The organism is Rhodococcoides kyotonense, from assembly GCF_900188125.1.
GTDB lineage: Bacteria > Actinomycetota > Actinomycetes > Mycobacteriales > Mycobacteriaceae > Rhodococcoides > Rhodococcoides kyotonense.
Genome location: NZ_FZOW01000010.1, coordinates 119,592 through 144,613 on the forward strand (window position 1 = coordinate 119,592; position 25,022 = coordinate 144,613).

Here is a 25,022-nt window from a genome sequence, read left to right on the forward strand (position 1 = left end):
TTCACTGTCCACCGACCTTCCGGGCGAGCCGCCGTGCAACGACGGGACCGTACGACGCCACCGCAGCGTCGGACATCATCTGCCAATGCGAGTGCTGCACAGAAACATTCGACAACTCACCGCGAACGTACGGGTGCCAGGTGGCCACACCGAGCCGCTCCTCGGCGCCCGCGCCGACGAACAACACATCACCGTCGTACACCCCTGGCTGGTGCCGAGCCGCCAACGAGTGATTGTGCCGCGCAGCGGCGAGTAGCCGTTCGGCATCCGCGCTGTCCACGACACCACCGACAAGTGACGGCAGTACATCGAGCGAGATCACCTGATCGTCGATGTCGGGCAACGAGATTCCCACTGCGTCGAGTAGATCCGCGGCCGGCACATCGGTGTCCCAGTCGTTCGGCGACGTGGCATGACTGTCGAGCATGATCAACGACGCCACCTCCTTCCCCGCGGCCCGCAGGTGGACGGCCATCGCATGTGCGATCGTGCCACCGAGCGACCATCCGAGGAGGTGGACGGGGCCGTCAGGCGCAATCTTTTCGATCTCCTCGATGTAGCGCCGGGCCAATCCGTCGAGCGAATCGGGTAGCTCGGAGGGGCCGGGTGTCTGCAACCCGTAGATCGGGCCGTCCGTGTAGTTCTCGAAAATGGTGTAGCACCACGACAATCCGACGATCGGATGAATGCAGAACATCGGTGCCGACGTGCCCGTGGTTCTGATGGGAAACACGATGTCGAACGACGAACTCGCCGAACCACCCGAATCCAGCAGAGCCGCAACTGCACTCGCAGTGGGGTCGGTGAGTACCGACTGCAGCGACAGCGACGTGCCGGTCTCGATCCGTAGCGCGGAGACGACGCGCATCGCGGTCAGCGACGTACCGCCGAGGGCGAAGAAGTCGTCGGCGATTCCGACCTTGTCCATGTCGAGTACCTTCGCGAATGCGCGTGTCACGATGTCTTCCGTTGCAGTGGTGGGCGGTTCGTAGACCCGAGCGGTGTGGTCGGGTGCGGGCAAAGCGGACACGTCCAACTTGCCGGTCGGTGTTCTCGGAACGGCGTCGATGGATACCACCGCTGACGGAATCATGTATCCCGGCAGCGTCTTTCGCAGGTGGCTGCGAGCGTCACCGGGTGACCCCAGCACATATGACACCAGAACGGTCTCACCGGACGGGCCAGGCCGCCCGAGGGTGACGGCGAAATCCACGTCCGGATGGGTGGACAGGGCGGCGTCGATCTCGCCCAGTTCGATACGGAAGCCGCGAATCTTGACCTGCGTGTCACCACGGCCGATGTACCGTAGGCGCCCGTCCGGCGTGCACCGCACGATGTCGCCCGTCCGGTACATCCGCCCTGTGCCGAAGGGATTGGCGACGAACCGACTGGACGTCAGCCCTGCTCGCCCGTGATACCCACGCGCCAGCGCAGGACCGGCCACGTACAACTCCCCCGGGACGCCCGTCGGTACCGGTTTCAGATGGGCGTCGAGCACGAAGACATCGAAACCTGATACAGGCGAACCGATATCGACAGGTGAGTCGCCGTCAACCACGCCCAGCGTCGAAATATCCGTCGCTTCCGTCGGCCCGTATCCGTTGAGCATCACCCGACCGGGCGCCCAGCGTGCCACCAACTCCGGGCTGCACGCCTCACCGCCGACGCAGACGACACGCAGCGTCTCCACCCTGTCGGGGTCGAGCGTGGACAGCGCGGACGGCGTCATCAACGCATGCGTGACGCCCTCTGCTCGAATCAGCTCTTCGAGTTCGTCACCACCGAGTATCTGCGTCGGCGACACGACCAACGTCGCCGACGCAGACAACGCCGACACCATCTCTCCGACCGCCATGTCGAAGCTCGGCGACGCCGCGTGCAGGAAGCGCGAGCCCGACATCACTTGGTGCAGTGTCCGTCTCGATCCGGCCAGATTCGCGAGACCCCGATGGGAGACCACGACGCCCTTCGGTCGGCCCGTCGAGCCCGAGGTGTAGATCATGTAGGCGATGTTGTCGAGGTGCGCCGGGTGCTCGGGACGAACGACCTTGCCCGACGCGTGCGCCAGGTCCCCGGCGGTCTCGGGGCCATCGAGTTCGAGCCATGTGATTCCGTCCGGGAGTCCGGCACGGTACGACGCCAGAGTGATCCCCATGGCCGCATCCGAGTCGATGATCATGTGATCCAACCGATCTCGCGGATAGGTCGGGTCGACGGGAAGGTACGCGGCCCCGGTCTTCGTCACCGCCCAGACCGCGAGTACCGACTCCCACGACCGCGGCAGACCGAGCGCGACGACGGTTTCCGGCCCGATCCCGTACCCGAGGAGAACTCGCGCGAGCCTGTTCGACGCCTCGTCCGCCTCGCGGTAGGTGTAGCCGTGTCCGTTCCATCGGACGGCGACGCCGTCGGGGTTGCGGTGGACGGCTGCAGCGATCAGATTCGACAGTGTCTGTGGCTCGGAGGGTTCGGGTCCGCGAAGAGTTCCTTCCGATCCGGAGATCAGCTCGATGTCACCGACCGCACACCCCGGATTCTCCACCGCCGCATCGAGAATGGTCCGGAACATCGACGCGAACCGTTCGGCGGTACCGACGTCGAACAGGTCGGTGCTGTACCTGAGTGATCCGTGAATGCCGTCGGCGGTGTCGGTCAGCGTCAGCGCGAGATCGAATCGTGTGACCGAGGATTCGTACGGGAACTCCGACACGGTGAGCCCGGGGAGTTCCAGTGTCGACGGACGTTCCGGCTCGTACGCGAGCAGCGTCTGGAACAGTGGTGAATGCGACGTCGACCGCGTGGGCGCCACAGTCTGAACCACCTGCTCGAACGGAATGTCGCTGTGCGCCAACGCGTCGAGGTTCGTCTCGCGGACTCGACGAAGCAACTCCTCGAAGCTCTCACCGGCGCGATACTCGGTCCGAAATACGAGCGTCCCGACGAACATTCCGACGACGTCGTCGAGAGCGCCTGCGCCGCGGCCGGAAACCGTGGTGCCGACGGCGATGTCGGACGTTCCGGACACGCGCGCAAGCAGGATCGCGTACACGGCGTTCATCACCATGAACGCAGTTGCACCGTGACTGTGCGCGAGAGACCGTACGGCTGCAGCCTGGTCGGTCGAGAGGTCGAAACCGACCTGAGCTCCACGCTGTGACGCGACCGCGGGTCGAGGTCGGTCCGTCGGTAGCTCGAGCAGATCGGGTAGACCGTCGAGACTTCGCCGCCAGTAGCCGAGCTGCTGGGATGCAACAGAATTCGGATCCTCGGGAGATCCGAGCGCAGCGCGCTGCCACACCGAGAAATCCGCGTACTGCACCGGTAGTGGATCCCACAGCGGTGGTGTCCCGAGCACGCGAGCGGAATAGGCCGCGACGACGTCTCGCGCCAGCGGGCCCATCGACATACCGTCGGCGGCGATGTGGTGAACGACGAGGACGAGCACGTGCTGGTCGATGCCGGTGTGCAGCAGAGCGCCCCGAACAGGTACCGCTGTAGTGACGTCGAATCCGCGGGAGAGGATGCCGGATACGGCGACCAGGACACCGCGGTCATCCACAGCACGAGGCCGGAGGTCGAGATCGACGTCGGTCGCACCGAGAACCACCTGCTCCGGCTCGTCGACCACGGGGTACAGCGTGCGGAGCGATTCGTGGCGTTCGAGGACATCGTGCATGGCCAGGTTCAGCGCCTCGACATCCAGTCGGCCGGTGAGCCGTACCGCGAACGCGATGTTGTACGCAGGACTGTCCGGGGCCGCCTGATTGAGCAGAAGCAATCGAGTCTGCGCTGCGGACAACGGAATTCGATCAGGTCGTGGAGCGGCGACCAACGGCGGCAACGACGACCGTTCCGCGGTGTCGACATGGGTCGCGAGACCGGCGACCGTCGGTGCCTCGAACAGTGCGCGTACTGCCAGGGTGATCCCTGCTCGTTCGTTGATCCGACCGATGACTCGGGTCGCTACGAGTGAGGTGCCGCCGAGATCGAAGAAGTCGTCGTCGGCACCGATTCTGTCGCGTTCGAACACGGCCGAGAACACCTCCGCGACGAGGATCTCGCTGTCCGTCCTGGGCGCGACATAGGCTGCGGTCGCGAAGACCGGCTGCGGCAGTGCCTTTCGGTCGATCTTGCCGGCAGTGGTGACGGGCACCGTGTCGATGACGGTAACCGCGCGCGGCACCATGTGAGACGGAAGGACCCGCCGCGCATGCTCGATCACGACGTCGGTGTCGAAGGGGCGCGCGGTGGGCACGACGTAGCTCACGACACTGTCGGAGTACACCGTCGACACAGCCTGCGCGACGCCCGGATGTCGGACGAGCACCGCGTCGATCTCACCGAGTTCGATGCGGAAGCCGCGGACTTTGACCTGGGCATCGGCGCGACCGAGGTACTCGAGCCCGGATCCAGCGATACGGACACGGTCACCTGTGCGGTACATCCGGGCACCCGACGGCGCGGCGACGAACGACGCCGCGGTCAGCTGCGGATTGCCGTGATACCCGCGGGCGAGCGCGTCACCGGCGACGTACAACTCGCCGGCGACACCGAGGCCGACGGGGTGTAACCGTGCGTCGAGTACGTAGGCATCGAGACCCCGAGTCGGCCCACCGATGCGAACAGGGGCCGACGCGGTGAGTGGTCCGTCGAGTGTGGCGACGATCGTGGTCTCCGTCGGACCGTAGGCGTTGAACAGGGCCACCCGGTCGGCCCACGTGCGCACCAGTTCGGGGCCACAGGCATCTCCGCCGACGACGAGTACACGCAGGTGAGGCAGTGCGTCAGGGCCGAGTGTCATCGCCGCTGCAGGAGTGAGGAATGCGTGCGTGACGTCGGCCATGGCGGAGGCGAGTTCGGCGCCGCCGTAGATGTCGGGGTCGGCGATCACCATGGTGGATCCTGCGGCGAGTGCCATCAGCAGTTCGAGGATCGACGCGTCGAAACTCGACGACGCGAAATGCAGTGTGCGGCTGTCTCCGTCGAGGTGGAGCCGGTCGGCCAGCTCGTCCGTCAGAGCTGCAAGCCCAGAGTGCGTCACCGCGACGCCCTTGGGCACACCCGTCGATCCGGATGTGTAGATGGTGTAGGCGCGGTGCTCGGGGCGAAGAGGCGCGATCCGATCCGCGTCGGTGATCGCAGCGGAGGATCCCGTGTCGAGAGTGCGTGGACTGATCCATTCGATGCCACCGAGCCGAACCGAGTCCGAAATACCCAGTGACGCTCCGGAATCGGTCACCATGTGTTCGATTCGGCCCGACGGGTATCGCGGGTCGACGGGTACGAACGCAGCACCGGTCTTGGCGACGGCCCACACCATGACGATCGACATGGTGCTTCGAGGAACCGCGACGACGACGGACCTCTCGGGTCCGGCGCCGCGTGAGATCAACTCACGTGCAGCGCGATTGGACCAGTCATCCAGCTCGGCGTAAGTCCAGGATTCTGCACCCTGAACCAGCGCAACATCCCCCGCGATCACCGCCTCGGTCATGATGTCCGGCAACGTTCTCTTCGCAAAGGCGGGTTCACCGTGCACCACGGACGGCCTCACCGAGCCGATGTCGCCCACGACGGTCGACGGATCAGCGAGCACCGTCGTCAGAATGTGCACGAACTGCTCGGCGAACCGCTCGACCGTGCTGCGATCGAACAGATCCGTTGCATACGTGAAGGTTCCGTCGAACGACGTGGAACCGATACCGACCTGAAGGTCGAACTTGGCGATCGGTGCGGCGATATCCATCGGTGCCACGGTCAGTCCCGGCAATTCCACTGCGGGGGTAGGCTCGTCGAGCGACAACATCACCTGGAACAACGGATGGTGGGCGGTCGACCGTGCGGGTGTCAGTATCTCGACGAGACGGTCGAACGGCACATCCGCGTGCGCGTAGGCGGCGAGGTTCCGATCACGGACTGCCACAAGCACATCGGAGAACGTCGCGGCCGGGTCGACGACGGTACGCAGTGTCAGCGTCCCGACGAACATCCCGACGAGATCGTCCAGTGACTGTTCTCCGCGACCGGCGACCGGAGTACCCACTGTGATGTCGCGTTCGCCGGACAGCTGCGACAGAAGCACGGCCAGCGCGGTGTGCAGGACCATGAACGGCGTGGTCTCGGTGCGCGTGGCGAATTCCGTGATCGATCGACGCAGACTCTCGGGCACGGAGAACGGCACCGTGTCACCCCGGTGTGAGAACACCGCCGGGGCCGACCTGTCCACAGGGAGTGCCAGCCTCTGCGGCACACCGTCGAGCTCCTCGGACCAGAAGGCGATCTGACGCGAAGCCAGAGACTCCGGGTCGTCCTCGGACCCCAGCCTGTCGCGCATCCACAGCGCGTAGTCCGCGTACTCCACCGGCAGCGAGCCCCACGACGGTAGGCCACCGTGAGCGCGAGAGCTGTACGCCAACAGAAGGTCTCGGGCCAGTGGCCGCATCGACCACCCGTCGGCGGCGATGTGATGCGTGACGACGAGCAGCACGTGCTCGGTCGCGGACAGTCGGAACACCGACGCACGGACCGGTGGCGTCTCGGTGACGTCGAACCCGCGGCCCGCCGACGCCAGCAGAGCAGTACTCAGACGATCCTCGAAGGTGTCGACGACCGGAACCTCGAGTGCGAATCCCTCGACCGTCACCTGGTGAGGGCCCGTAGGCCCATCCGGATAGAACGTGCGCAGGGGATGGTGGCGGTCGACGACGTCACCCACTGCCGCGATCAGTGCATCCACGTTCACGTCGCCGCTGAGCCGGACGGCGCCCGCGATGTTGTACGCGGCCGACGACGGGTCGAACCGGTTGAGCAGCCACATCCGGTGCTGGTTCGGCGCCAGGGGAACGGTCGACGGCCTGGGGCCTGCCGTCAATGAGGGCAGCCTGGACGGACCCCCGATCCGCGCGCCGAGGCCGCGCACCGTCGGATGATCGAACAGGTCTCGCACCCCGAGGTGGCCGCCGAGCTCGGCATTGATGCGCGCGATCACCTGTGTTGCGGTCAGCGAGTTGCCGCCTAGTTCGAACCAGCTCGTCGTCGCGCCGATGTCCTGCACATCGAGTACGTCCGAGAAGATCTGCGCAACAGCCTTTTCCGTCGGTCCGGAGATCGGGTCGGACGGGGTGGTCAGTGGTGCAGGCAGTGCCGATCGATCGAGCTTGCCGTTGCGGCCGAGCGGGAGGTGAGCAAGTTCGACGAACACCGTCGGCACCATGTAGGTGGGCAGTTCGGACTCGGCATGGGAGCGGATGGTGTCGACGTCGGCGGTCCCGCAGACGTAGGCGACGAGCCGTTCGTTCGACCCCTCACCGCGGACGGTGACGACCGTCGACGCCACCCCTGGGGCCCGCAGGATCGATGCTTCGATCTCACCGAGTTCGAGGCGTTGGCCACGAAGCTTCACCTGGAAGTCGTTGCGGCCCAGATACTCCAGCTCACCGTCGAGCGTCCAGCGGACCAGATCGCCGGTGCGATACAACCGCCTGCCGTCGGTGAACGGATCGGCAATGAAGCGTTCCGACGTCAATCCTGCGCGGCGGACGTACCCGCGAGCCAGCTGAACCCCCGCGAGATACAGCTCCCCGACGGCTCCGATCGGAACCACGTGCAGCGCCGCGTCGAGCACTCTGACCTGGGTGTTCCACACAGGGCTGCCGATCGGGACCGAACCGCCGTCGTGTGCGTCCGTCCGGTGATACGTGACGTCGACGGCTGCTTCGGTCGGGCCGTACAGGTTGTGCAGTTCCGTCGTCAGATGCTCGTGCGTCCGCCGGACCGTCGACCTCGGCAGGGCCTCCCCACTCGCGAAGATCTGCCTCAGCGACGTGCACTCGGCCAGGTCGCCGTACGCCAGGAACAGGTCGAGCATCGACGGAACGAAATGTGTTGTCGTGACTCCCTGTTCGCGGATGAGACCGGACAGGTACTTCGGGTCGCGGTGGCCACCTGGTTCTGCGACGACGGTTCGCGCACCCACCATGTGCGGCCAGAACAGCTCCCACACCGACACGTCGAACGTCGTCGGGGTCTTGTGCAGAACGACGTCGTCGGCATCGAGCGGGTAGGTGTCCTGCATCCACACCAGTCGGTTGACGATGGACCGGTGCGCGACAGCGACACCCTTCGGCCTGCCGGTCGAGCCCGACGTGAAGATGACGTACGCGGTGTTGTCGCCGCGCACGCCCGCACGGCGTTCGTGATCGTGAATCGGCCCGGTGTCGAACATCGACAGGTCGAGAGTTCGGGGATCGATCACCGCCACCGAGCTCTCGACGTGGGATCCGAGAATCAGTGCCGGAGAGGCTGTGTCGATCATGTGGGCGAGGCGGGCGGCGGGCAGCGCCGGATCGAGGGGCAGGTATGCCCCACCCGCATGGACGATGGCGTGAATCGCGACGAGTTGATCGATCGAGCGAGGCAACGACACCGCGACGACGGTTTCCGGCCCGATGTCCCGCGAGATCAAGTACCGCGCCATGCACCGCACCCGCGCGGCGAAGTTTCCGTACGTGAGCGACCGGCCGTCGGCTACGACGCAGGTGTAGCCCGCGTGTGCGGCAATCGGTCCATCGAGCAGATCGAGAAGGGTCGACGGTTCCACATCCCGGCGGGTGTCGATCCATCGGGCAGTGACGGCGCGTCGTTCCTCGGGCCCCAGAACGTCGATGTCGACGACGCGTCCGTCGGGCCGTTCGATCATCGTGGCCATGACGCGCTCGAGCCGTTCGGCGATCGTCGTGACGTTGCCGTGGGAGAAGGCGTCGGGAGAGAAGCGCAAGGTCATCGTCGGCGCCGGTTCCAGCACGGTCACGAGCGTCAACGGGTAATGCGTCGAATCCTCGACGTCGATGCCGAGCACCCGCATGCCGCCGATGTCCGTCGTGTCGCCGAGCGCGTTGTGGTCGACTGGGTAGGACTCGAATACGGTCAGAGTGTCGAACGTGGCTCCAGGCCCCGCGGCAGCCTGAATCTCGGCGAGTCCCACATGGTGCACATCGAGCAGGTCGGCCTGCTCGTGCTGGATACGAACGAGCAGCGATGCAACGGTGTCCGTGACGTCGAATCGCACACGCACCGGGAGGGTGTTGATGAACAGCCCGAGAGCCTCAGTCGCGCCAGGCACTTCGGCGGGCCGACCGGACACGGTTGCACCGAACACGACGTCGCGACGAGACAGCAACGCGGACAGCACGATCGACCACGCCACCTGGACGACGGTGTTCACCGTGACACCCAGCGTGCGTGCGAGGCCGTCGAGCGCCGGGCCGTCCAGCGGGACCGAAACGTCCTGTGGGAGCGCTACACTGCCGGCGAATCTGTCGGCAACAAGCGTCGGCTCGTCGACGCCCGACAAGACACCCGCCCATCGTCTCAGCGCGGTGGCACCGTCGCGTCGGGACAGCCAGGTCAGGTAGTCGCGATACGGCGCAGCGGGCACCGGGATCGGCGCGTCGGCCGCGTACAGCACCAGCAGGTCCTTGACGAAGATCGGCATCGACCATCCGTCGAACAGGATGTGGTGGTTGGTGACGACGAGATGTGTTCGTTCCTCGGCGCGGACGAGTGCGAAGCGCAGCAGTGGGCCGTCGGCCATGTCGAACGGGCGGGTGCGTTCACGCGCGATGGTGGCGTGGACGTCATCGGTGTCCACTTCCGTCCACGGAATGTCTCTGTGGCCGTGCACGATCTGCACCGGCAGACCGCGGTGATCGGAGTCGAACGACACGCGTAACGCGTCGTGACGCGCCAGCAGGCGGCCGGCCGCGCGGTGCAGCCTCTCGCTGTCGATCGTGCCTCCGAGCTCGAACACGATCTGCGCGGTATAGGGGTCGACTCCCCCGCGCGTCAGGTCCGCGTGGAACAGCAGGCCCCGTTGCAGCGGTGCCAGGGGCCATGCGTCGTCGATCACTCGGAATCGGCTCTGCCACTGATCGATTCGCTGCTGGTCCACAGAGACCAACGACATGTCCGACGGCGTGAGGCCGCCGGCACCGGGCTTCGAGGCGTCCTCCGCCAGTTCGATCATCGCGCGATGCCACAGGTCGGTGAGCAGATCGGCGTCGTCGACGACGCCTCCCACGTACCCGACCCGCGCCTGCAGTATCCCGTCCACGACGGCGACATCGATCTCGACGGCGAGCTCTGTGATCAGGTCCCGGCCGCTGCCGGCATCGATCGACACCGTGAGGTCCGGAATCCAGCCCTGGCCGGCGATGGCGTCGGGCAGGGATGTGATGCGTCCGAGGTAGTTGACCGAGATCTGCGGTCGCGGCAGATCGTCGAATACGCCTGATGCCGAGAGCATTCCGTATGCAGCGCCGCGGCTGGGTATTGCGCGGATCTGCTCCTTGATCACCTTGGCGACCGAGTTCGCGTCCGCATCCGGTACGTCGAGCCGGACCGGGTACGTCGTCGTGAACCACCCGACGGTTCGAGTCAGGTCGGCGCCAGGGACCGAATCCTCTTCGCGTCCATGACTTTCGAGCTGTACGAGGAACGACGACGACCGGCGCCACCGGGACAGTGCCATCGCCAGAGTCGTCAGCAGTACGTCCTCTGCACCCATTCGATAGGTATTCGCTACCGGTCCGAGGAGCGTCTCGGTGAGATCGGCGTCGACAGTCAGGTCGATGTGCGAGACAGCGTCGTCGGCCACGAGTGGCCGGGTTCCGACCAGAGCGTCGCATCCCGTGAGAACAGCACGCCACGAGTCGGTTTCGCCGCTCACGTCGCGTTCGTACAGGGCGTGCGCCCACCGCCGCATGGACGTCTCGGTCGGCGGAAGGGTCACCGAGCCTGCCCGCTGCGCCCAGGCCGTAGCGAGATCCGGAACGAGAATGCGCCAGGAGACACCGTCGACGACCAAGTGATGAGCAACGACGACGACGCGATCCAACTCGGTCGCGTGCACCACCTGCAGCATGATTCCGTCACGCGGACGCAATCGTTCGGCGGTCTGTCGTACGATCTCACCGAGATTGGTTGCAGCAGTGCTCGATACCAGTGCAGCGGCATCGACGGCACCGGGCGGTGCAACGACGAGCTGATCGCCGACGAGCCGCGCACGCAGCATGTCATGATGATCGACGACGGCAGCGACGTTGCGTACCAGTCCATCTCGGTCCAGGTCGGATGGCGCCGTCAGTACCAGAGCCTGGTAGAACCGGTCGATGTGCGACGGCTCGACCGCCCGTGCCACCACGCTTCGTGCGATCGGCAGAAGCGGCATCGACCCGATGCCGCCGCCCGGAAGCTCCTCGAGCGTCACCTTCTCGGCCACAGGCGTGGAGACACGTGCGAGGCCGACGACGGTGCGCTGCTCGAACACGTCGCGGGGAGTGAACGCGATTCCCGACGCCTTTGCCCGCGAGACCAATTGAATCGCGACGATACTGTCACCGCCTAGGGCGAAGAACGAGTCGTCGATGCCGACGGTGCCCAGGCCGAGGACCTCTGCCATCGCGTCGGCGATGATTTGTTGCACTGGGTCGGTCGGAGCACGGAACGGTGCGGTGTCTCCGAGGTCGGTGGGGACGGGCAATGCGGACCGGTCGATCTTGCCCGACGGAGTGAGCGGAACGGACGCCAGTTCGACGATGTGGACCGGAACCATCTGCGAGGGGAGGAAATCCGATGCCAGGGCGAGCAGTGACGAGGCGTCGAACTCGTGGTCTGGCTTGATCTTGACGTACGACACCAGCTGCGACTTTCCACCGCGTTCGATCACGATGGAAGCGACGAAGTCCGTGGACTGATGCCACGAAAGTACGGCGTCGACCTCGCCGAGTTCGATACGCAGGCCGTGTAATTGGACCTGAAAGTCGCTGCGTCCGACGAACTCCAGCTGCGCCCGATCGGGATCGGATCCGCTCCAGCGGACGATGTCGCCGGTTCGGTACAGACGAGTACCGTTGCCGTTCGGGTCCGCGATGAACCGATGCGCGGTGACGGACGTGCGGCGATGGTAGCCGCGCGCCAATCCTGGCCCGCCGACGTACAATTCGCCAACCGTGCCCAGTGGCACAGGGCGAAGCCACCGATCGAGTACGAGCGCCGAAGATCCCTGGAGCGGCGTGCCGATGGTGATGGCTCGCGGATCGGTCAACGGTGGTGTCATCGTGATGACGATCGTCGACTCGGTGGGCCCGTAGCTGTTCCGGAGTTCGGCATGTCCGCGGAGTCGTTCGACGAGGTCCGGCGGGCACGAGTCTCCGCCGACAACAACGTGTTTCAGTGACGGCACGCGGTCGACGTCGACCGTCGACAGCAACGCGGGCGCAGTGACGATGTGCGTGACCTGGTGCTCGTTCAACAGATCTGTCAGTTCGCGTCCGCCGTACACGTCGGCCGGCGCGATCACCATCGTGGCGCCCGCGCTGAACGCAGCGATCATCTCGAAGATCGAGGCATCGAAACTGGACGACGAGAACCTCAGAACCCGTGAATCCGGGCTCAGTGTCAGTTCAGGTCGTTCGGACGCTGCGAATGTTGTCAATGCTGCATGGGTGACCGTGACGCCTTTGGGCGTGCCCGTCGACCCAGATGTGTAGATCACGTAGGCGGAGTGAGCCGGTCGAAGGACGCTGCGTCGATCACTGGAATCGACTGCAGCACTGGACCGGTCACTGATCTCCGACTCGAAGGACGGATCGTCCAACGCAAGCCAGTGAAGACTGTCGGACAGGGAATCCATGACAGCGCGGGTACTGAGGCCAACGAGTGCACCGGAGTCGGTGAGCATGTGTCCGATACGCTCCGCCGGGTACGACGGGTCGACGGGCACGAACGCCGCCCCGGTCGCAGCGACCGCCCAGAATGCAATCACCGACTCGATGCTGCGCGGAATCGACACGGCGACAACGGTCTCGGGGCCGGCGCCGCGCGCGATGAGCGCTCGTGCGATGGTGTTGCTCCGCGCTGCCAGATCTCGGTAGGAGACGCGTCCGGAACCTTCTATCAGTGCCGTCCCGTCGGGATCGGCGGCGAGGCCGCGGGCGAGGATGTCCGGAAGCAGGGCCTCCGTCGCGGCCGCAGGGCCACGTGCGGGCACCAACGCGCGGGTTTCCGCGTCGTCGAGAATGTCGAGATCCGCGGCGACGGCCGTCGGCTCCGCGTCGAGAAACCGGCCGAGGAGACCGACGAAACGCCGATACAAAGCGTCGAACATTTCTTGGCTGTAGATGGTGGGATTGGCTTCGAAGTCGATGCGTGAGCGGCCCGTCGGGCCTGCAGGGTAGATGTTGACCGAGAGGTCCTCCACCGGTCCCGTCGACAGGATGTTGAATGTGCCTGTGAGAGATCCGAATCGGACTTCCGATTCGTAGGCCATGATGTTGATCGCCGGTCCGAAGAATCCGCGATGTTCCTGCGACGAGCCGGTGGACCGTCGGATGTCCTCCGCGCGGTAGCGCTGGTGCCGCAGCGCGCCCGTCAGTTCCAGCTGCACCGACTGGACCAGATCGGCGACCGTCGTCGCCCCGTCGATGCGCACGCGTATGGGCAGGACATTCGAGACCATCCCGCCCGACCGTCGGAGCAGTGCCGTGGTTCGGCCCGCGACGGGGAGGCTCAACACGACGTCGTCCGACGCGGTCATCCGCGACAGGAATGCGGCCACCGCGGCGACGGCAATGGGTGCGAATGCGGAATCGAGTCGGTCGATCGCACGTCCGAGAGCCGCCTCCAACTTCTCGGACAGCGGTTCTCCGCAGATTCGGGAGCGAGCTGCCGGCGGGGCGATGACGCCGGTGATGTTCGGTGGCGACGGCAGATCCTGCGTCTTGTCGTGCCAATAGGCAGCGTCCTTGTCGAAGCGCGACGACGCCCGGTAGTCGTCCTCGGCGCTGTAGACGTCGCGCAGGCTTCCGGCCTTGGAAGGCACCGGTTCCTCGCCGGATGTGACGGCGGAGTAGATCTCGGCCGTGCGGTTCATCAGCTGAACGGCACCGTATCCGTCGAGCGCGAGATGGTGGACGTGCGAGTACCAGAACGTGCGATCGGGGGCGATCCGCAACGTCGCGGCATGCACGAGGGGACCCTGCGTCAGATCGATCGGACGGGAGTAGGCGTCGCGCATCCAGGCGCGGGCGGCCTGCTCGGGGTCGGGCTCGGCGCTGAAGTCGAGTTGTTCGGCCGTGTCGTCTGCGCCGTCGAGGAATTGGTGCGGTTCACCATCGATCTCGACGAGCCTCAGTGACCCGGCACCGAGTTCCCGGACGGCCCGGCGCGCCGAGTACTGCATCAGCCGCTCGTCGACGTCGCCGCGTATGTCGATGAAGTTCGCGATGGTGATCGGCACGTCCGGCATCAGATGCTGGGCGAACCACAGCCCGCGCTGTGCCGCTGTGAGCGGAAAGGGTCGGGAGGTTCGGTCGGTGCTGCGATCGACGGTGAACTCACGCAGTTCCAGCGATTCCACAGATTCCACGAGTCGCTCTTTCGAGTTCGGGAGCCCTGCACCGGCGCGGGATGGCGGGGGATGGCAAAACCGCGCTGCCCCGGAACGCCGTCTGCACTTGTGACTGGAAATTCCCTGGTCACCGGTTTGTCTGCAACCGAGGTTTACACAATCGTTACCAGCGGTCAACCGCCTTGCAGGGCCTCGCGAGAGCCTGAAGAGAAGTCACAGAAGTCGCCAGACGATTGAATGAAAAATAACAACGACGAAGGCGCGCACAGCCGTGTCGTACCGGCTAGTGCGCGCCTTCTTGTCGAGAGTGGGTCAGGACTTCCAGACCGCCACCATGGCCGGTCGCGGCTGCGAACTTCCGCCGTCGGGCCAGTGCGAGATCGGGTTGTCCGCGGAAGCCTCGTCGAACTCACCCGGATGCTGTACTGCCACGACGACGCGCTCGTCCTGGATGATCGGTCCGCACGTCTCGGCGCCGGCGGGGACCGTCAGGAACTGCCTGGTCTCGCCGCGACGCTCACCCTCGAGGACGACGGCGAACAGACCGTCGTTGGACTCGAGAGCATTGCCGTCCGTCGAGATCCACAGGTTGCCCTTGCTGTCGAACGCGAGGTTGTCCGGGCAGGAGATCGGGCTGACCTGGCTCTTGTCGAAGCCGCCGAAGTAGGTGTCGGCCTCGTTCGGGTCGCCGGCGACGATGAGCAGGTTCCACACGAACGACGTGCCTGCATGCTCGTCCTCGATCTCGAGGACCTGCCCGTTCTTGTTCTTGTTGCGCGGGTTGGCCTCGTCGGCTGCCGCTTTGCCCTCGGTGCCACGGTTGGTGTTGTTGGTGAGCGCCACGTAGACCTTGCCGGTGACCGGGTTGGGCTCGAAGTCCTCGGGACGGTCCATCTTCGTCGCGCCGACCTTGTCACCAGCCTGACGCGTGAAGACGGCGACCTCCTCGGCCGACATGCCGTCGACGAGCGACTCGCCGCGTCCGTCCTCGTTCGTGCGCAGCAGCGGAATCCATTCGCCCTTGCCTGCGAACTTGCCCGCCTCCGGCAGGGTTCCGCTGCCGTCGATCGCGTCGGGCGCATCCCCGGTGAGGACGGCGACGTACAGCGTGCCCGCGTCGAGAAGCGTGAGGTTGTGACGCATCGCGGCCTGGCCGTTGCCGGGCATCATCTTTCGGCTGGAGACGAACTTGTACATGTAGTCGAAGCGCTCGTCGTCACCGCTGTAGGCGACGACGGTGCCGTCGTCGGTGACGTAGATCGTGGCGGCTTCGTGCTTGAAACGTCCCAGCGCCGAGTGCTTGATCGGCGTGGAGTTCGGATCCCACGGGTCGATCTCGACGACGTAGCCGAATCGGTTGACCTCGTTGGGCTCCTGCGCGATGTCGAAGCGCTTGTCGAAGCGTTCCCACTTGCGGTCGCTGGCAGCGCCTTCGATTCCGTAGCGCGCAAGACGTTCTGCCTGGGCGGGTTCGGTGACCGATTCCGCGTTGCCGAAGTACTGGTTGATGTTCTCCTCGCCGGACAGCACCGTGCCCCACGGCGTCAAGCCACCGGAACAGTTGTTGAACGTGCCGAATGCCCTCGTACCGGTCGGGTCGACACTCGTCTTCAGGAAATCGCTGCCCGCTGCGGGGCCGGTGATGACGAACTCGGTCGTGCCGGTGATACGACGGTTGTACTGGCTGAACGCGGGAGTCAGTCTGCCGGAGCCGGATTCACCGTTCACCTGCAGGATCGACAATCCGTGCGCCGCGAGTGCGATGTCGAACTGCTCGCGCGTCGGGTTCTCCTCGTCGTACCCCTTGAACAGGAACGGCTCGGTCGTGTACTCGTGACTGACCGCAAGCAGGTAGGCGTTCGGCGTGCCCTCGATCGGCAGCATGCCGGCGAAGTCGTTGTTGAAGCCGAACTGCATTGCCTGCGCTGCAGCGGTCTGGTTGTCGAAGTCGAACTCCGGTGCACCCTCGACCACCGGGTCACCCCAGCGGATGAACACCTGCTGCTCGTAGCCCTCGGGCACGACGACCGCGTCCTCGGTGTTCGGTGCGACCGCGGTGAAGTCGACGCCGTCGACCTCGGGCGCCGTGGTACTGCCGTCGGCTGCCGTGGTGGTGGCGGGATCGTCGGTGCTGCACGCTGCGAGGACGCTCCCTGCGCCGACGGCGACGACGGCCATCGCTCCGCCGCGCAGCACACCTCGCCTGCTCATGGCAGTCTTGACGATGTCGCCGAAGTACTGCCCCTTCGACGTGTTCGGGACCTCGTGGAAGCACGCGTCGCCGCACTTGTACTTGCAGGTCAGATTCGAGCGTGCGGAGCTTCCGTCGTGCACCGCGAACAGGGGTAGTGGCTTCATGACTCGGCAGAGTGTCAGTCAAAAGCAAAGGTAAAGGAACGCCTCGGTGAAGTCACGAACAACGAGCATGCCCTAAGTTGGCGGCTTCGCCGCATGTGCACGAAATTACATAGCCTGCTATGTATTTCTACGCACATGAGCGAAGCTCCCCGGCCGAATTCCGTGCGCATTCAGGAACGCCCGGCTGAACGCGGGTACATGTGCGTACCCCACCCTGCGTGCGACGACGCTCGGCGCGACACCGAGGTGAAGCAGGTTGCGTGCGTGCGTCATTCGCGACAGCGCTCGCCACTGCGGGTACGCCCCACCGGTCTCGGTACGAAAGTCCCGACGCAACCCGGCCTCGTCGACACCGAGTGCTGCGGCCCATTGGGCCAGCGTCCGACTGTCCGCGGGGTTCCTCGCGACCGTCGCGGCCAGCCGCGAAGCCACGGAGCTCTGGGCGACGACCGACTCCGTCGATGCGGCTATCCAGTCGAACAGGCTCGAGCTGTCGAATATGCGGGGTCGCAGCGTCGTGTAGGTCGACACGAATCGGTGCAGCAGATACGGCTCGTCGGCGCGGGTGAAGCGGACGCGTCCGCCTGTGGTCGGCAGGTCGTGGGGCGACCGAAAACCCAACGGCAACAACAACGATCCCTCGTCGACATCGATCGAGTTGCGGATGCCGGCGGGAAGGATGATCGCCTCACCCTCGCTGAGTCCTTGTAGATGGTCACCGATCCGAACGGTGCCACGTCCCCGATACATCCACACCGCCACGTGTGCACCGTTGACACGGGCCCACGTGGAGCCGGCGGGAATGTCAGGCGCAGAGAGTAATTCGGATTCAGGAATCGACGCGGCACGGTATCGCCTCGGGCTGACGCCCATCGCCGCGGTGAAGGCTCTCGTGAAACCACTCGTCGTATCGAAGCCCACCCGATTCGCCACCCAGCCGATCCTCCGGCCGTCGGCGAGATAGTCGATCGATGCGGTGATTCGTGCGCGGATTCGCCACTGCGTGAACGTCAGTCCCGTTTCAGCGACGAATCGACGTTGCATGGTCCGGACGCTCAATCCCGCCGAATTCGCGTGTTGGGCAGGACTCGTCTCCGCCCCCGGATCCCGCAGAATCGCTTGTGCGACATCGAACATCTCGACCGAACTCGGTAGCGGCGGCCGCGTGGACGCGGCGTTGCCCGACTGATGAACCACCTTCGGACCCGGTGAGTTGCCACGCAGATAGCCGAGATTCCAGGCGAATTCGTGCACCAGGCCGTCGTCCCACTCCGGTGGAACGACGGCCTGGGTGACGACGGTCTGCTCGTCGGCCGGATCCACGCGGGGCAGCAGAATCGGGAATGCGACGGTGCCGGCGGAAGTCTCGATGGCGACGCGTCGGCCGGCGGGGATGCGCAACGACGAACCGGCATGGACGTCGTACGTCGTGTCGTCGACGGTGACGCGGGATGACCCCGTCATGGTCCAGAACAGCATCGAGCTCGACGTGATGCGCGTCTCGCTTCGGCACGGCGGTACTGGTAACACGTTGACGCTCCTGGACAACTTTTCGGACTTAGTGCTGGCTAACTTTAGGGCATGCACAGATCCATTCGAGCAGCAGCGCTGTCGCCCTCGTCTACATGGGCGGCGACGGCGGCTGGGCATTCACCTCCGACAGCCCGCAGGGCAAGCTGATGACGTCGCTCGGCTTCACGTACAACGATCCGCCTGCGGACCTGCAGTCCTCACGTCAGGGGGCGTCGGGAGTTGCGGTGGTCGGCCCGGAGAACATGTCCGCGGGATTCGCGGATTCGCGGACACTCTTCGCGGTGTCCATGGGACCGGCGGACCAGCATCGTGCGCTCGCCGCAGATCCGTTGCTGGCCAATCAGATTGCGGTCTCGCAGAATCGCGTGTACTCGCTCGGCACAGCAGCATTCAGGCTCGATTACTACAGCGCCAAGCAGACAGTCGATCTGTTGGTGTCGCTGTTCCAGAAAGGATAGATGATGTCGGTTCTACGAGAGAACGCTCACGACCGCGAACTCGACGACACGGTTGCGCAGATCGACGCGCTCGAACGCCCCGTACCCAGTGTCCTGCGGTTCACCGCACGCCTGACGCAGGGTACGGAGAACCCGAATTGGTTGCGGCCCAACACTGCTCTGCGTATTCAACTCGGACCCGAGCACGACGACGTGTCACGTGTCTACACGGTTCGGTCGTTCGATGCGGCGTCGAGCTCCATGGTCGTCGACGTCGTGCTGCACGGCGGGGAGAGTCCGATGATGCGGTGGGTGCACGGTCTGCAGATCGGTGACACGTTCGCGTTGACGGGTCCGCGGCCTCACTTTCTCGTCCCCGAAAGTGACGCAAAGGCAGCGATTTTCGCCGACGACACCGCCATTCCTGCGCTGTTCGCGATGCTGCAGCAGTGGCCTTCTGGACGCGAGGCGATCGGCTGGGTCGCGACCGACGATGCCGAGGCTTTTGCCGAACTGCCTGACGTCGATGGCGTCGAGCTGCACCTGATCGGTAAGAACGACAGTCTCGCCGAACAGGCACTGCGCATGGAATCGCCTGCAGAGCATGTGGTCTGGGGTGCCGGAGAACGCGACGAGATGCGCGCGATCCGACGGTTCTTCCGCACGACCCATGGGCTCGGCAAGGACGACGTCGCGGTCTTCGGCTACTGGAAAAAGGGCGTCAGCACGACGGTCATCGACGACTCGAGGCGCAGGAGCTACCAGCGCATCCTGGAGGCGGGTGGCACTTTGGCGGATATCGATGATCTGGAGATTGGCGACTGACCGCTCATGTGCATAGAAATACATAGCGGGCTATGTATTTCTATGCACATGCGCCGAAGGCGCCTACAACACCTGCGACAGAAACTGCTTCAACCGATCGGTGTGCGGATCGTCGAAAAGCTGTTCCGGCGTACCGGTTTCGACGGCCATGCCGTGGTCCATGAAGAGCACTTTGTTGGACACCGAACGGGCGAAGCCCATTTCGTGCGTCACGACGACCATCGTCATACCGCCGGACGCGAGGTCCGACATCAGCGCCAGGACACCCTTGACCAACTCGGGGTCCAGCGCCGATGTTGCCTCGTCGAAGAACATGACCTGCGGCTTCATCGCCAGAGCGCGAGCGATCGCAACGCGCTGCTGCTGGCCGCCGGACAGGTTGCCTGGACGCGAATCGGCCTTGTTGCTCAGACCGACGAGTTCGAGCTGCTCGAGTGCCGCGGCACGAGCCTCGTCCTTCGACATGCCCTTGAGCTTGCGCAGCCCGAGCGTGATGTTGTCGGACACGGTCTTGTGCGGGAACAGGTTGAAGTGCTGGAACACCATGCCGATGCGCTGGCGCAGCTCGTCGGGATTGTCCGCCAGGACCGACTTGCCGCCGAGCAGAATGTCGCCCTGATCGGGTTCGTGCAATCGGTTCAGCGCACGCAGCAGAGTGGACTTGCCGGACCCCGACGGCCCGATCACCGTCGTGGTTCTGCCCGCGTCGACGTGAACATTGACCCCACGCAGCACCTTGTTGGTGCCGAATGCCAGATGAATATCCGTGCCGGTCAAGGAAACTGAAGACATGTCTACCTCTCCACCACGAGCGATACCTCGACCGGATCGAGGGTTCCCGAGGTGTCGGCCTTGCCGGATCGCAGGCGCTTGTCGATGTAGTTGACCAAGTGTGTCAACGGGATCGTCAGGATCAGATAGAACACGCCTGCGGCGAGCAGCGGCGACAGGTTGCCGGTCTGTGCAGCGGTGTCCTGCCCGACCCGGAACAACTCGCGTTGCGACGCCAACAGCCCGAGGAAGTAGATCAGCGAGCTGTCCTTGATCAGCGAGATGAACTGGTTGACGATCGCCGGGAGGACGCGTCGAATACCCTGCGGTACGACGACCAGAGCCATCGATCGTCGATAGCTGAACCCGAGCGCCCGCGACGCTTCGAGCTGACCGGAATCGACGCTCTGGATACCGGAGCGGAAGATCTCACCGAAGTACGCGGCCGCCATCAGCGACAGCGCAGCGATGCCCAACGGGAACGGACTTCGGCTGCCGGTGAACTGTGTGAGCGTCGGGCCGAAGCCGAGCCCGATGAGCAGAATGACGACGGCCGCCGGGAGGCCACGGAAAATGTCCGTGTACACCCGCGCGGGCCACCTCAGCCAGCGGGAGCGGGACATACCCGCAACCGCCAGGCCGAGGCCGATCACCGTACCGATCACCCCGGAGGACGCAGCCAAGATCAGGGTGTTCGGCAATCCGACGGTGATCAGCTTGGGAACGGTGTCCCAGATGAGTTCCCAATCGAAGAACGTGTCGTACAGATTCGACAGTGTGCTCATAACGGCAGAGTGCTCAGATCAGCTGGTGGGAGGCGTGGAGGCCTTGCTGCCCGGCTTCCAGTCGGACGGAACCTCGCGGTCCGGGTACCACTGCTTCTCGAGCGTGGACCAGGTGCCGTCGGCGACGACTGCGTCGAGTCCGGAGTTCAGCGCGTCGATCAACGGCTGGTTGTCCTTCGCGACAGCGAACGCCGTGAAGTTGGTCGTGTTGATTGTCTTCTCGAGGATGGCGACGCCGTCCTCGGCCTTGACCTGGCCCGATGCCTGCTGCGACGGTGCGACCCACGCGTCGATCTGGCCGGACTTCACGTTGGCGTACGCGGTGTTGTAGTCCGGGAATCGAACCGGCTCGATGCCGAGGGTGTTGGTGACGTAGTCGTCCTGGACGGTGCCCTGCACGACGCCGATGCGCTGCTGGTCGTCGAGCTCGGCGATCGTCTTGATCGAGTAGTCGTTCTTCGCGACGAGTGCCATCTCACCGAAGTCGTAACCGTTGGTGAAGCCGACGGTGTTCCGGCGAGCATCGGTCGTCGAGATCGACGAGGAGCCTGCGTCGTACACCTTGTTGTTCACCGCAGCGAGCAGCGAGGAGAACTCGGTGGCCGAGAACTCGACCGTCAGGTTCAGCTTTGCGGCGACGGCCCGAAGAAGCTCGTTGTCGAAGCCGGTGAAGTTGCCTGCCTCGTCGATGAAGATGTTCGGCGGGGCGTCGGACAGAGTTCCGACGTACAGCGTGCCGGGCTTGATCAGACCGAGGTTCGCGGTGTCGATCTGGTCGAGCGGCGTGACGTCGTCCGTCGTGTACTTGTCCAGCGATGCCTGGTCGGAGCCTGCGAGAGCGTTCTCACCGGTGCCGCCGGAGCTGTTGTCGCTGGAACACGCGACGGCCCCGAGCGTGAGTGCGAGTGTCGCAGCGATGGCTGCGATGGCACGGCCTCGTAAACGTCGGTTGGTCACGGCGGAACTCCTAGGTATGTGGATCGAAGACCCTTGAGGCTAGCGCGAGCACGCCGAAGCCCTGAAATCGGATTGCGGTTGTGTTAACCGGAACGAACGGCCGGGCATTCCCTAGCGCTGCGCGTTCCTCCACGAGATCGCGTCCTTCAACTCCGTCAGGTCGTACTCGGGGCCGCCCGTTCCGACGGTGAACAGCGTCGCACCGGCGTCGACGAAGTCCTGTGCCTTGTCCGCACCGGGCCACGAGACGGACCGCGCGATCGACGTGACATCGCGCCCGACGGTCTCGCCGTGCGCGGCCAGGATGCCCGACTTACGTTTCAGCTCGTCGAGATCGGCGAAGCTGTGCCAGATGTGCGCGTACTCGGCGACCAGCTTGAGCGTCTTCTTCTCGCCGCCACCGCCGATCAGGATGGGAATCTGACGCGTCGGCGCCGGGTTTCCGACCTCGAGACGGTGCTTGATGCGAGCGAGGTTGTCCTTCAACAGGTTCAAGCGTGAACCCGCGGTGCCGAACTCGTAGCCGAAGTTGTCGTAGTCCTTCTGGTTCCAGCCACCGCCGATGCCGAGGATCAACCGTCCGCCGCTGATGTGGTCGACAGTCCGGGCCATATCTGCGAGCAGGTCGGGGTTGCGGTAGCCGCCACCGGTGACGAGTGCGCCGATCTCGACGTTCGACGTCTGCTCCGCCCACGCGCCGAGCATCGTCCAGCACTCGAAGTGCGCGCCGTCGAGGTCGCCGTACAGGGGGTAGAAGTGGTCCCAGTTGAACACGATGTCGACGCCCGCATCCTCGGAGCGCAGGACCGCGTCACGAATGAGCTGGTAGTCAGGGGCGTGCTGGGGCTGAAGCTGAACACCGATCTTCACAGTCATTTCACCATGATGCGCCTTCGGCGCCTGTGCGTGCATAGTTGGGACAGGCACCAACTATGCACGCACGGGCGCGTCAGCGCATCGATACGCCCGCCTGCAGCATCGTCGCCCGCAGGACGAACCCCGCCTCGTGCCCGACGACCTCCTCGACGAGCGTGACGAACCTGTCGACGAATTCGCCTCCATGCGGGGGCAATTCGGTATCCAGAGGCTCGAAATGATGTGCGAGCTCGTGCAGCACGACGAGCTCGCGCAGTGCCCACGCCTCGTTTCGACGGTGCAGTGGGACCGCGATGGTCTGTGTGTCCCGCTCGTAGTGCGACGCACCCGTTCCCGAACGTTCACGCACATGTACGACGCGTCCCGCGTGCGGCCAGTGCTCCCACACCCAATTCAATTGCAGCACTGCGTCGACATACGCCTGAACGGACTCGATCGACGCGAATTTCCGCTCGATCGGCAGCGTGATGGTCGAGCCGTGGATCTGCACGGTGCGCAGGTTGCGTTCGTCCGCGCGGTCGAACATCAGGCGCACCGTCGACTCGGCCTCGTACACCTTGGACCGTTGCGAGTCCCTCGTCTTCACCAGCGCGAGCTTAGCGCCGCACCTCAGGGACCGATGCGCAAACCCGGATGAGCCTAAATCCGCTTGGCGTTGTGCTCCAGCGCAACTCCGACCCAGAAGTCGAGGCCGGCGCCCTCGAAACCATTGGACGACACAATGATCCACCCGTTTCCCATGTCGCGATCGCCCATCACCGCACGTCGCGCGCCCGGCCGTGCAACCAGCTCGTCCGTGCGCGATGGATCCGTTTTGACGAGGAGACCGCCGTCGGAATGGGCGCCGACGGCGATCTTGCCACGCACCATGAACTGCAGGCCGCCGAACATCTTCTTCTCGACGACCGAAGGCTCACCCGTCAGCGCGTCACGGATCCGATCTGCCAGCTCCACGTCGTAGGTCATGGACGAGATTGTGCGCCTGATCGGTTCCGCGGGTACCCCGAAACTTGCAAAACCTTTGCACTCGATTGATCTACTGCCGCCATGATGATGAAGAAGAGCGCGGTCGCCGCGCTGTGTGCCGCCGCTGCGATGACCACGGGCGTGCTTTTTGCGCCCGCAGCCTCCGCCTCACCCTTGAGTGATCTTCTCGGTTCGCTGAATCTCGGCTCGTCGGCCCCGTCCGAAGGACCGCCGGTGGGGCAGTCGGCCAATGCCAACGTCAGGTTCGAATTCGGCATCCAAGGTACCGCGGACTTCACCGGCATCGATTCGTCGTGCATCATCGACCCCCCTGCACCTCGCAACGTCTTCGCCGCCGGCACGTCCGTCACTTTGCCGTTCGACCGTGCCGGCGCACCCGACTGTGCCGGACGATTCGGCTCGGTCTCCTACTCTGTTGCGCTGCGAGGTGGTGGCTCCACGTCTTACGGCAACTTCGACGCGTCGATAAGCCCCGCCGGAGAAGTGTCCGTTCGCTGTACGGGGACGAGTGGACTCACATGCCGAGCCTTCGACAGCACCGTGACCTTCGGGCGCTGACAGCAATGACGAACCGGGTCCGAGTCGCCCTCGTTGCCCTGTGCGCCGTAGCGACCATGGCAATCGGCGCAGCACCGGCGGCCGCAGCCTCGCCGCTCACCGATTTCCTCGACTCGCTCGATCTCGGTTCGTCGGATCCGACGACGTCGCCAGGAGATATGAGGGCGCCACTGCGCGTCGAGTATCTCGGTCCGCTGACCTCGAACGATCGAGTGTTCTTCGAGGGCACGTCGGTTCGGTGTCTGGATGTCGTCGACGTCCCGGACAGGCTGTTCGACCGCACAACGGTCGCCGAGGTGAGCGCCCGATACGACTACTGGGACAGCCGGTGCGAATCCAACCGAGGGACGATGCGGCTCGCGCTGGTCATCGTCGGTCCGGTGTATCGCACCGCGCAGGTCGATGTGGTTCTCGACATCGACCCGAGAGGAAATCGCCTCTGGCTCGACTGCGTCGACTCGACCCGTGCCGGGTTCGCACCACTGCGTTGTTCGACGACCGGAAACACGGTCATCTTCTCCTGACGGG

The 25,022-nt window shown here is 64.9% G+C and carries 11 protein-coding genes and 1 pseudogene; 4 read left to right on the top strand and 8 right to left on the bottom strand.

Features of this window, described 5'->3' with window-relative positions:
- Position 1: 1 nt before the first annotated feature.
- From CHB96_RS17525 to CHB96_RS17535, 3 genes are all read right to left on the bottom strand, one after another.
- The gene (locus CHB96_RS17525) at positions 2-14,425 is read right to left on the bottom strand and encodes a non-ribosomal peptide synthetase (RefSeq protein WP_089248532.1); all 14,424 of its coding nucleotides are present in this window, start codon (positions 14,423-14,425) and stop codon (positions 2-4) included.
- 294 nt (positions 14,426-14,719) lie between these two features.
- Entirely contained in the window at positions 14,720-16,765 is a 2,046-nt protein-coding gene (locus CHB96_RS17530; protein WP_089248534.1) for a PhoX family protein, read from the bottom strand.
- Positions 16,766-16,882: 117 nt separating this feature from the next.
- On the bottom strand, positions 16,883-18,229 hold the full coding sequence (locus tag CHB96_RS17535; protein WP_176444348.1) for a helix-turn-helix transcriptional regulator: 1,347 nt from the start codon (positions 18,227-18,229) through the stop codon (positions 16,883-16,885).
- Positions 18,230-18,390: 161 nt separating this feature from the next.
- Between CHB96_RS17535 and CHB96_RS17540 the strand changes: the two genes are divergently transcribed.
- Together CHB96_RS17540 and CHB96_RS17545 are read left to right on the top strand one after the other, a co-directional pair.
- Positions 18,391-18,756 (top strand): hypothetical protein, encoded by a 366-nt coding sequence (locus CHB96_RS17540; RefSeq protein ID WP_141136501.1) that lies wholly within the window; start codon positions 18,391-18,393, stop codon positions 18,754-18,756.
- Positions 18,757-19,560: a siderophore-interacting protein gene (locus CHB96_RS17545; protein WP_089248540.1), complete on the top strand. Its 804-nt coding sequence runs from the start codon at positions 18,757-18,759 to the stop codon at positions 19,558-19,560.
- Positions 19,561-19,623: 63 nt separating this feature from the next.
- Here the strand turns inward: CHB96_RS17545 and CHB96_RS17550 are convergent, their stop codons facing one another.
- The 5 genes and pseudogenes from CHB96_RS17550 to CHB96_RS17575 all read right to left on the bottom strand — a co-directional run bounded on the left by CHB96_RS17550 (position 19,624) and on the right by CHB96_RS17575 (position 23,915).
- Positions 19,624-20,352 carry an amino acid ABC transporter ATP-binding protein gene (locus tag CHB96_RS17550; RefSeq protein WP_089248542.1) on the bottom strand — a complete coding sequence of 243 codons (729 nt, stop codon included), beginning with the start codon at positions 20,350-20,352 and terminating at the stop codon, positions 19,624-19,626.
- Between the two features lie 2 nt (positions 20,353-20,354).
- A pseudogene (locus CHB96_RS29990) lies at positions 20,355-22,073 on the bottom strand (ABC transporter substrate-binding protein/permease).
- Between the two features lie 111 nt (positions 22,074-22,184).
- Positions 22,185-22,949 carry an LLM class F420-dependent oxidoreductase gene (locus CHB96_RS17565; RefSeq protein ID WP_089248548.1) on the bottom strand — a complete coding sequence of 255 codons (765 nt, stop codon included), beginning with the start codon at positions 22,947-22,949 and terminating at the stop codon, positions 22,185-22,187.
- Positions 22,950-23,022: 73 nt separating this feature from the next.
- A complete protein-coding gene (locus CHB96_RS17570; protein ID WP_089248763.1) occupies positions 23,023-23,538 on the bottom strand; it encodes a TIGR04338 family metallohydrolase in 516 nt (171 codons plus the stop codon).
- A 50-nt stretch (positions 23,539-23,588) separates the two neighbouring features.
- A complete protein-coding gene (locus CHB96_RS17575) occupies positions 23,589-23,915 on the bottom strand; it encodes a TfoX/Sxy family protein (RefSeq protein ID WP_089248550.1) in 327 nt (108 codons plus the stop codon).
- Positions 23,916-23,996: 81 nt separating this feature from the next.
- On the opposite strand from CHB96_RS17575, the gene CHB96_RS17580 reads away from it, so the two are divergent.
- Positions 23,997-24,494, top strand: coding sequence for a hypothetical protein (locus tag CHB96_RS17580; RefSeq protein ID WP_089248552.1), 498 nt, complete (start codon positions 23,997-23,999; stop codon positions 24,492-24,494).
- Positions 24,495-24,499: 5 nt separating this feature from the next.
- Entirely contained in the window at positions 24,500-25,018 is a 519-nt protein-coding gene (locus tag CHB96_RS17585; protein ID WP_089248554.1) for a hypothetical protein, read from the top strand.
- Positions 25,019-25,022 lie beyond the last annotated feature (4 nt).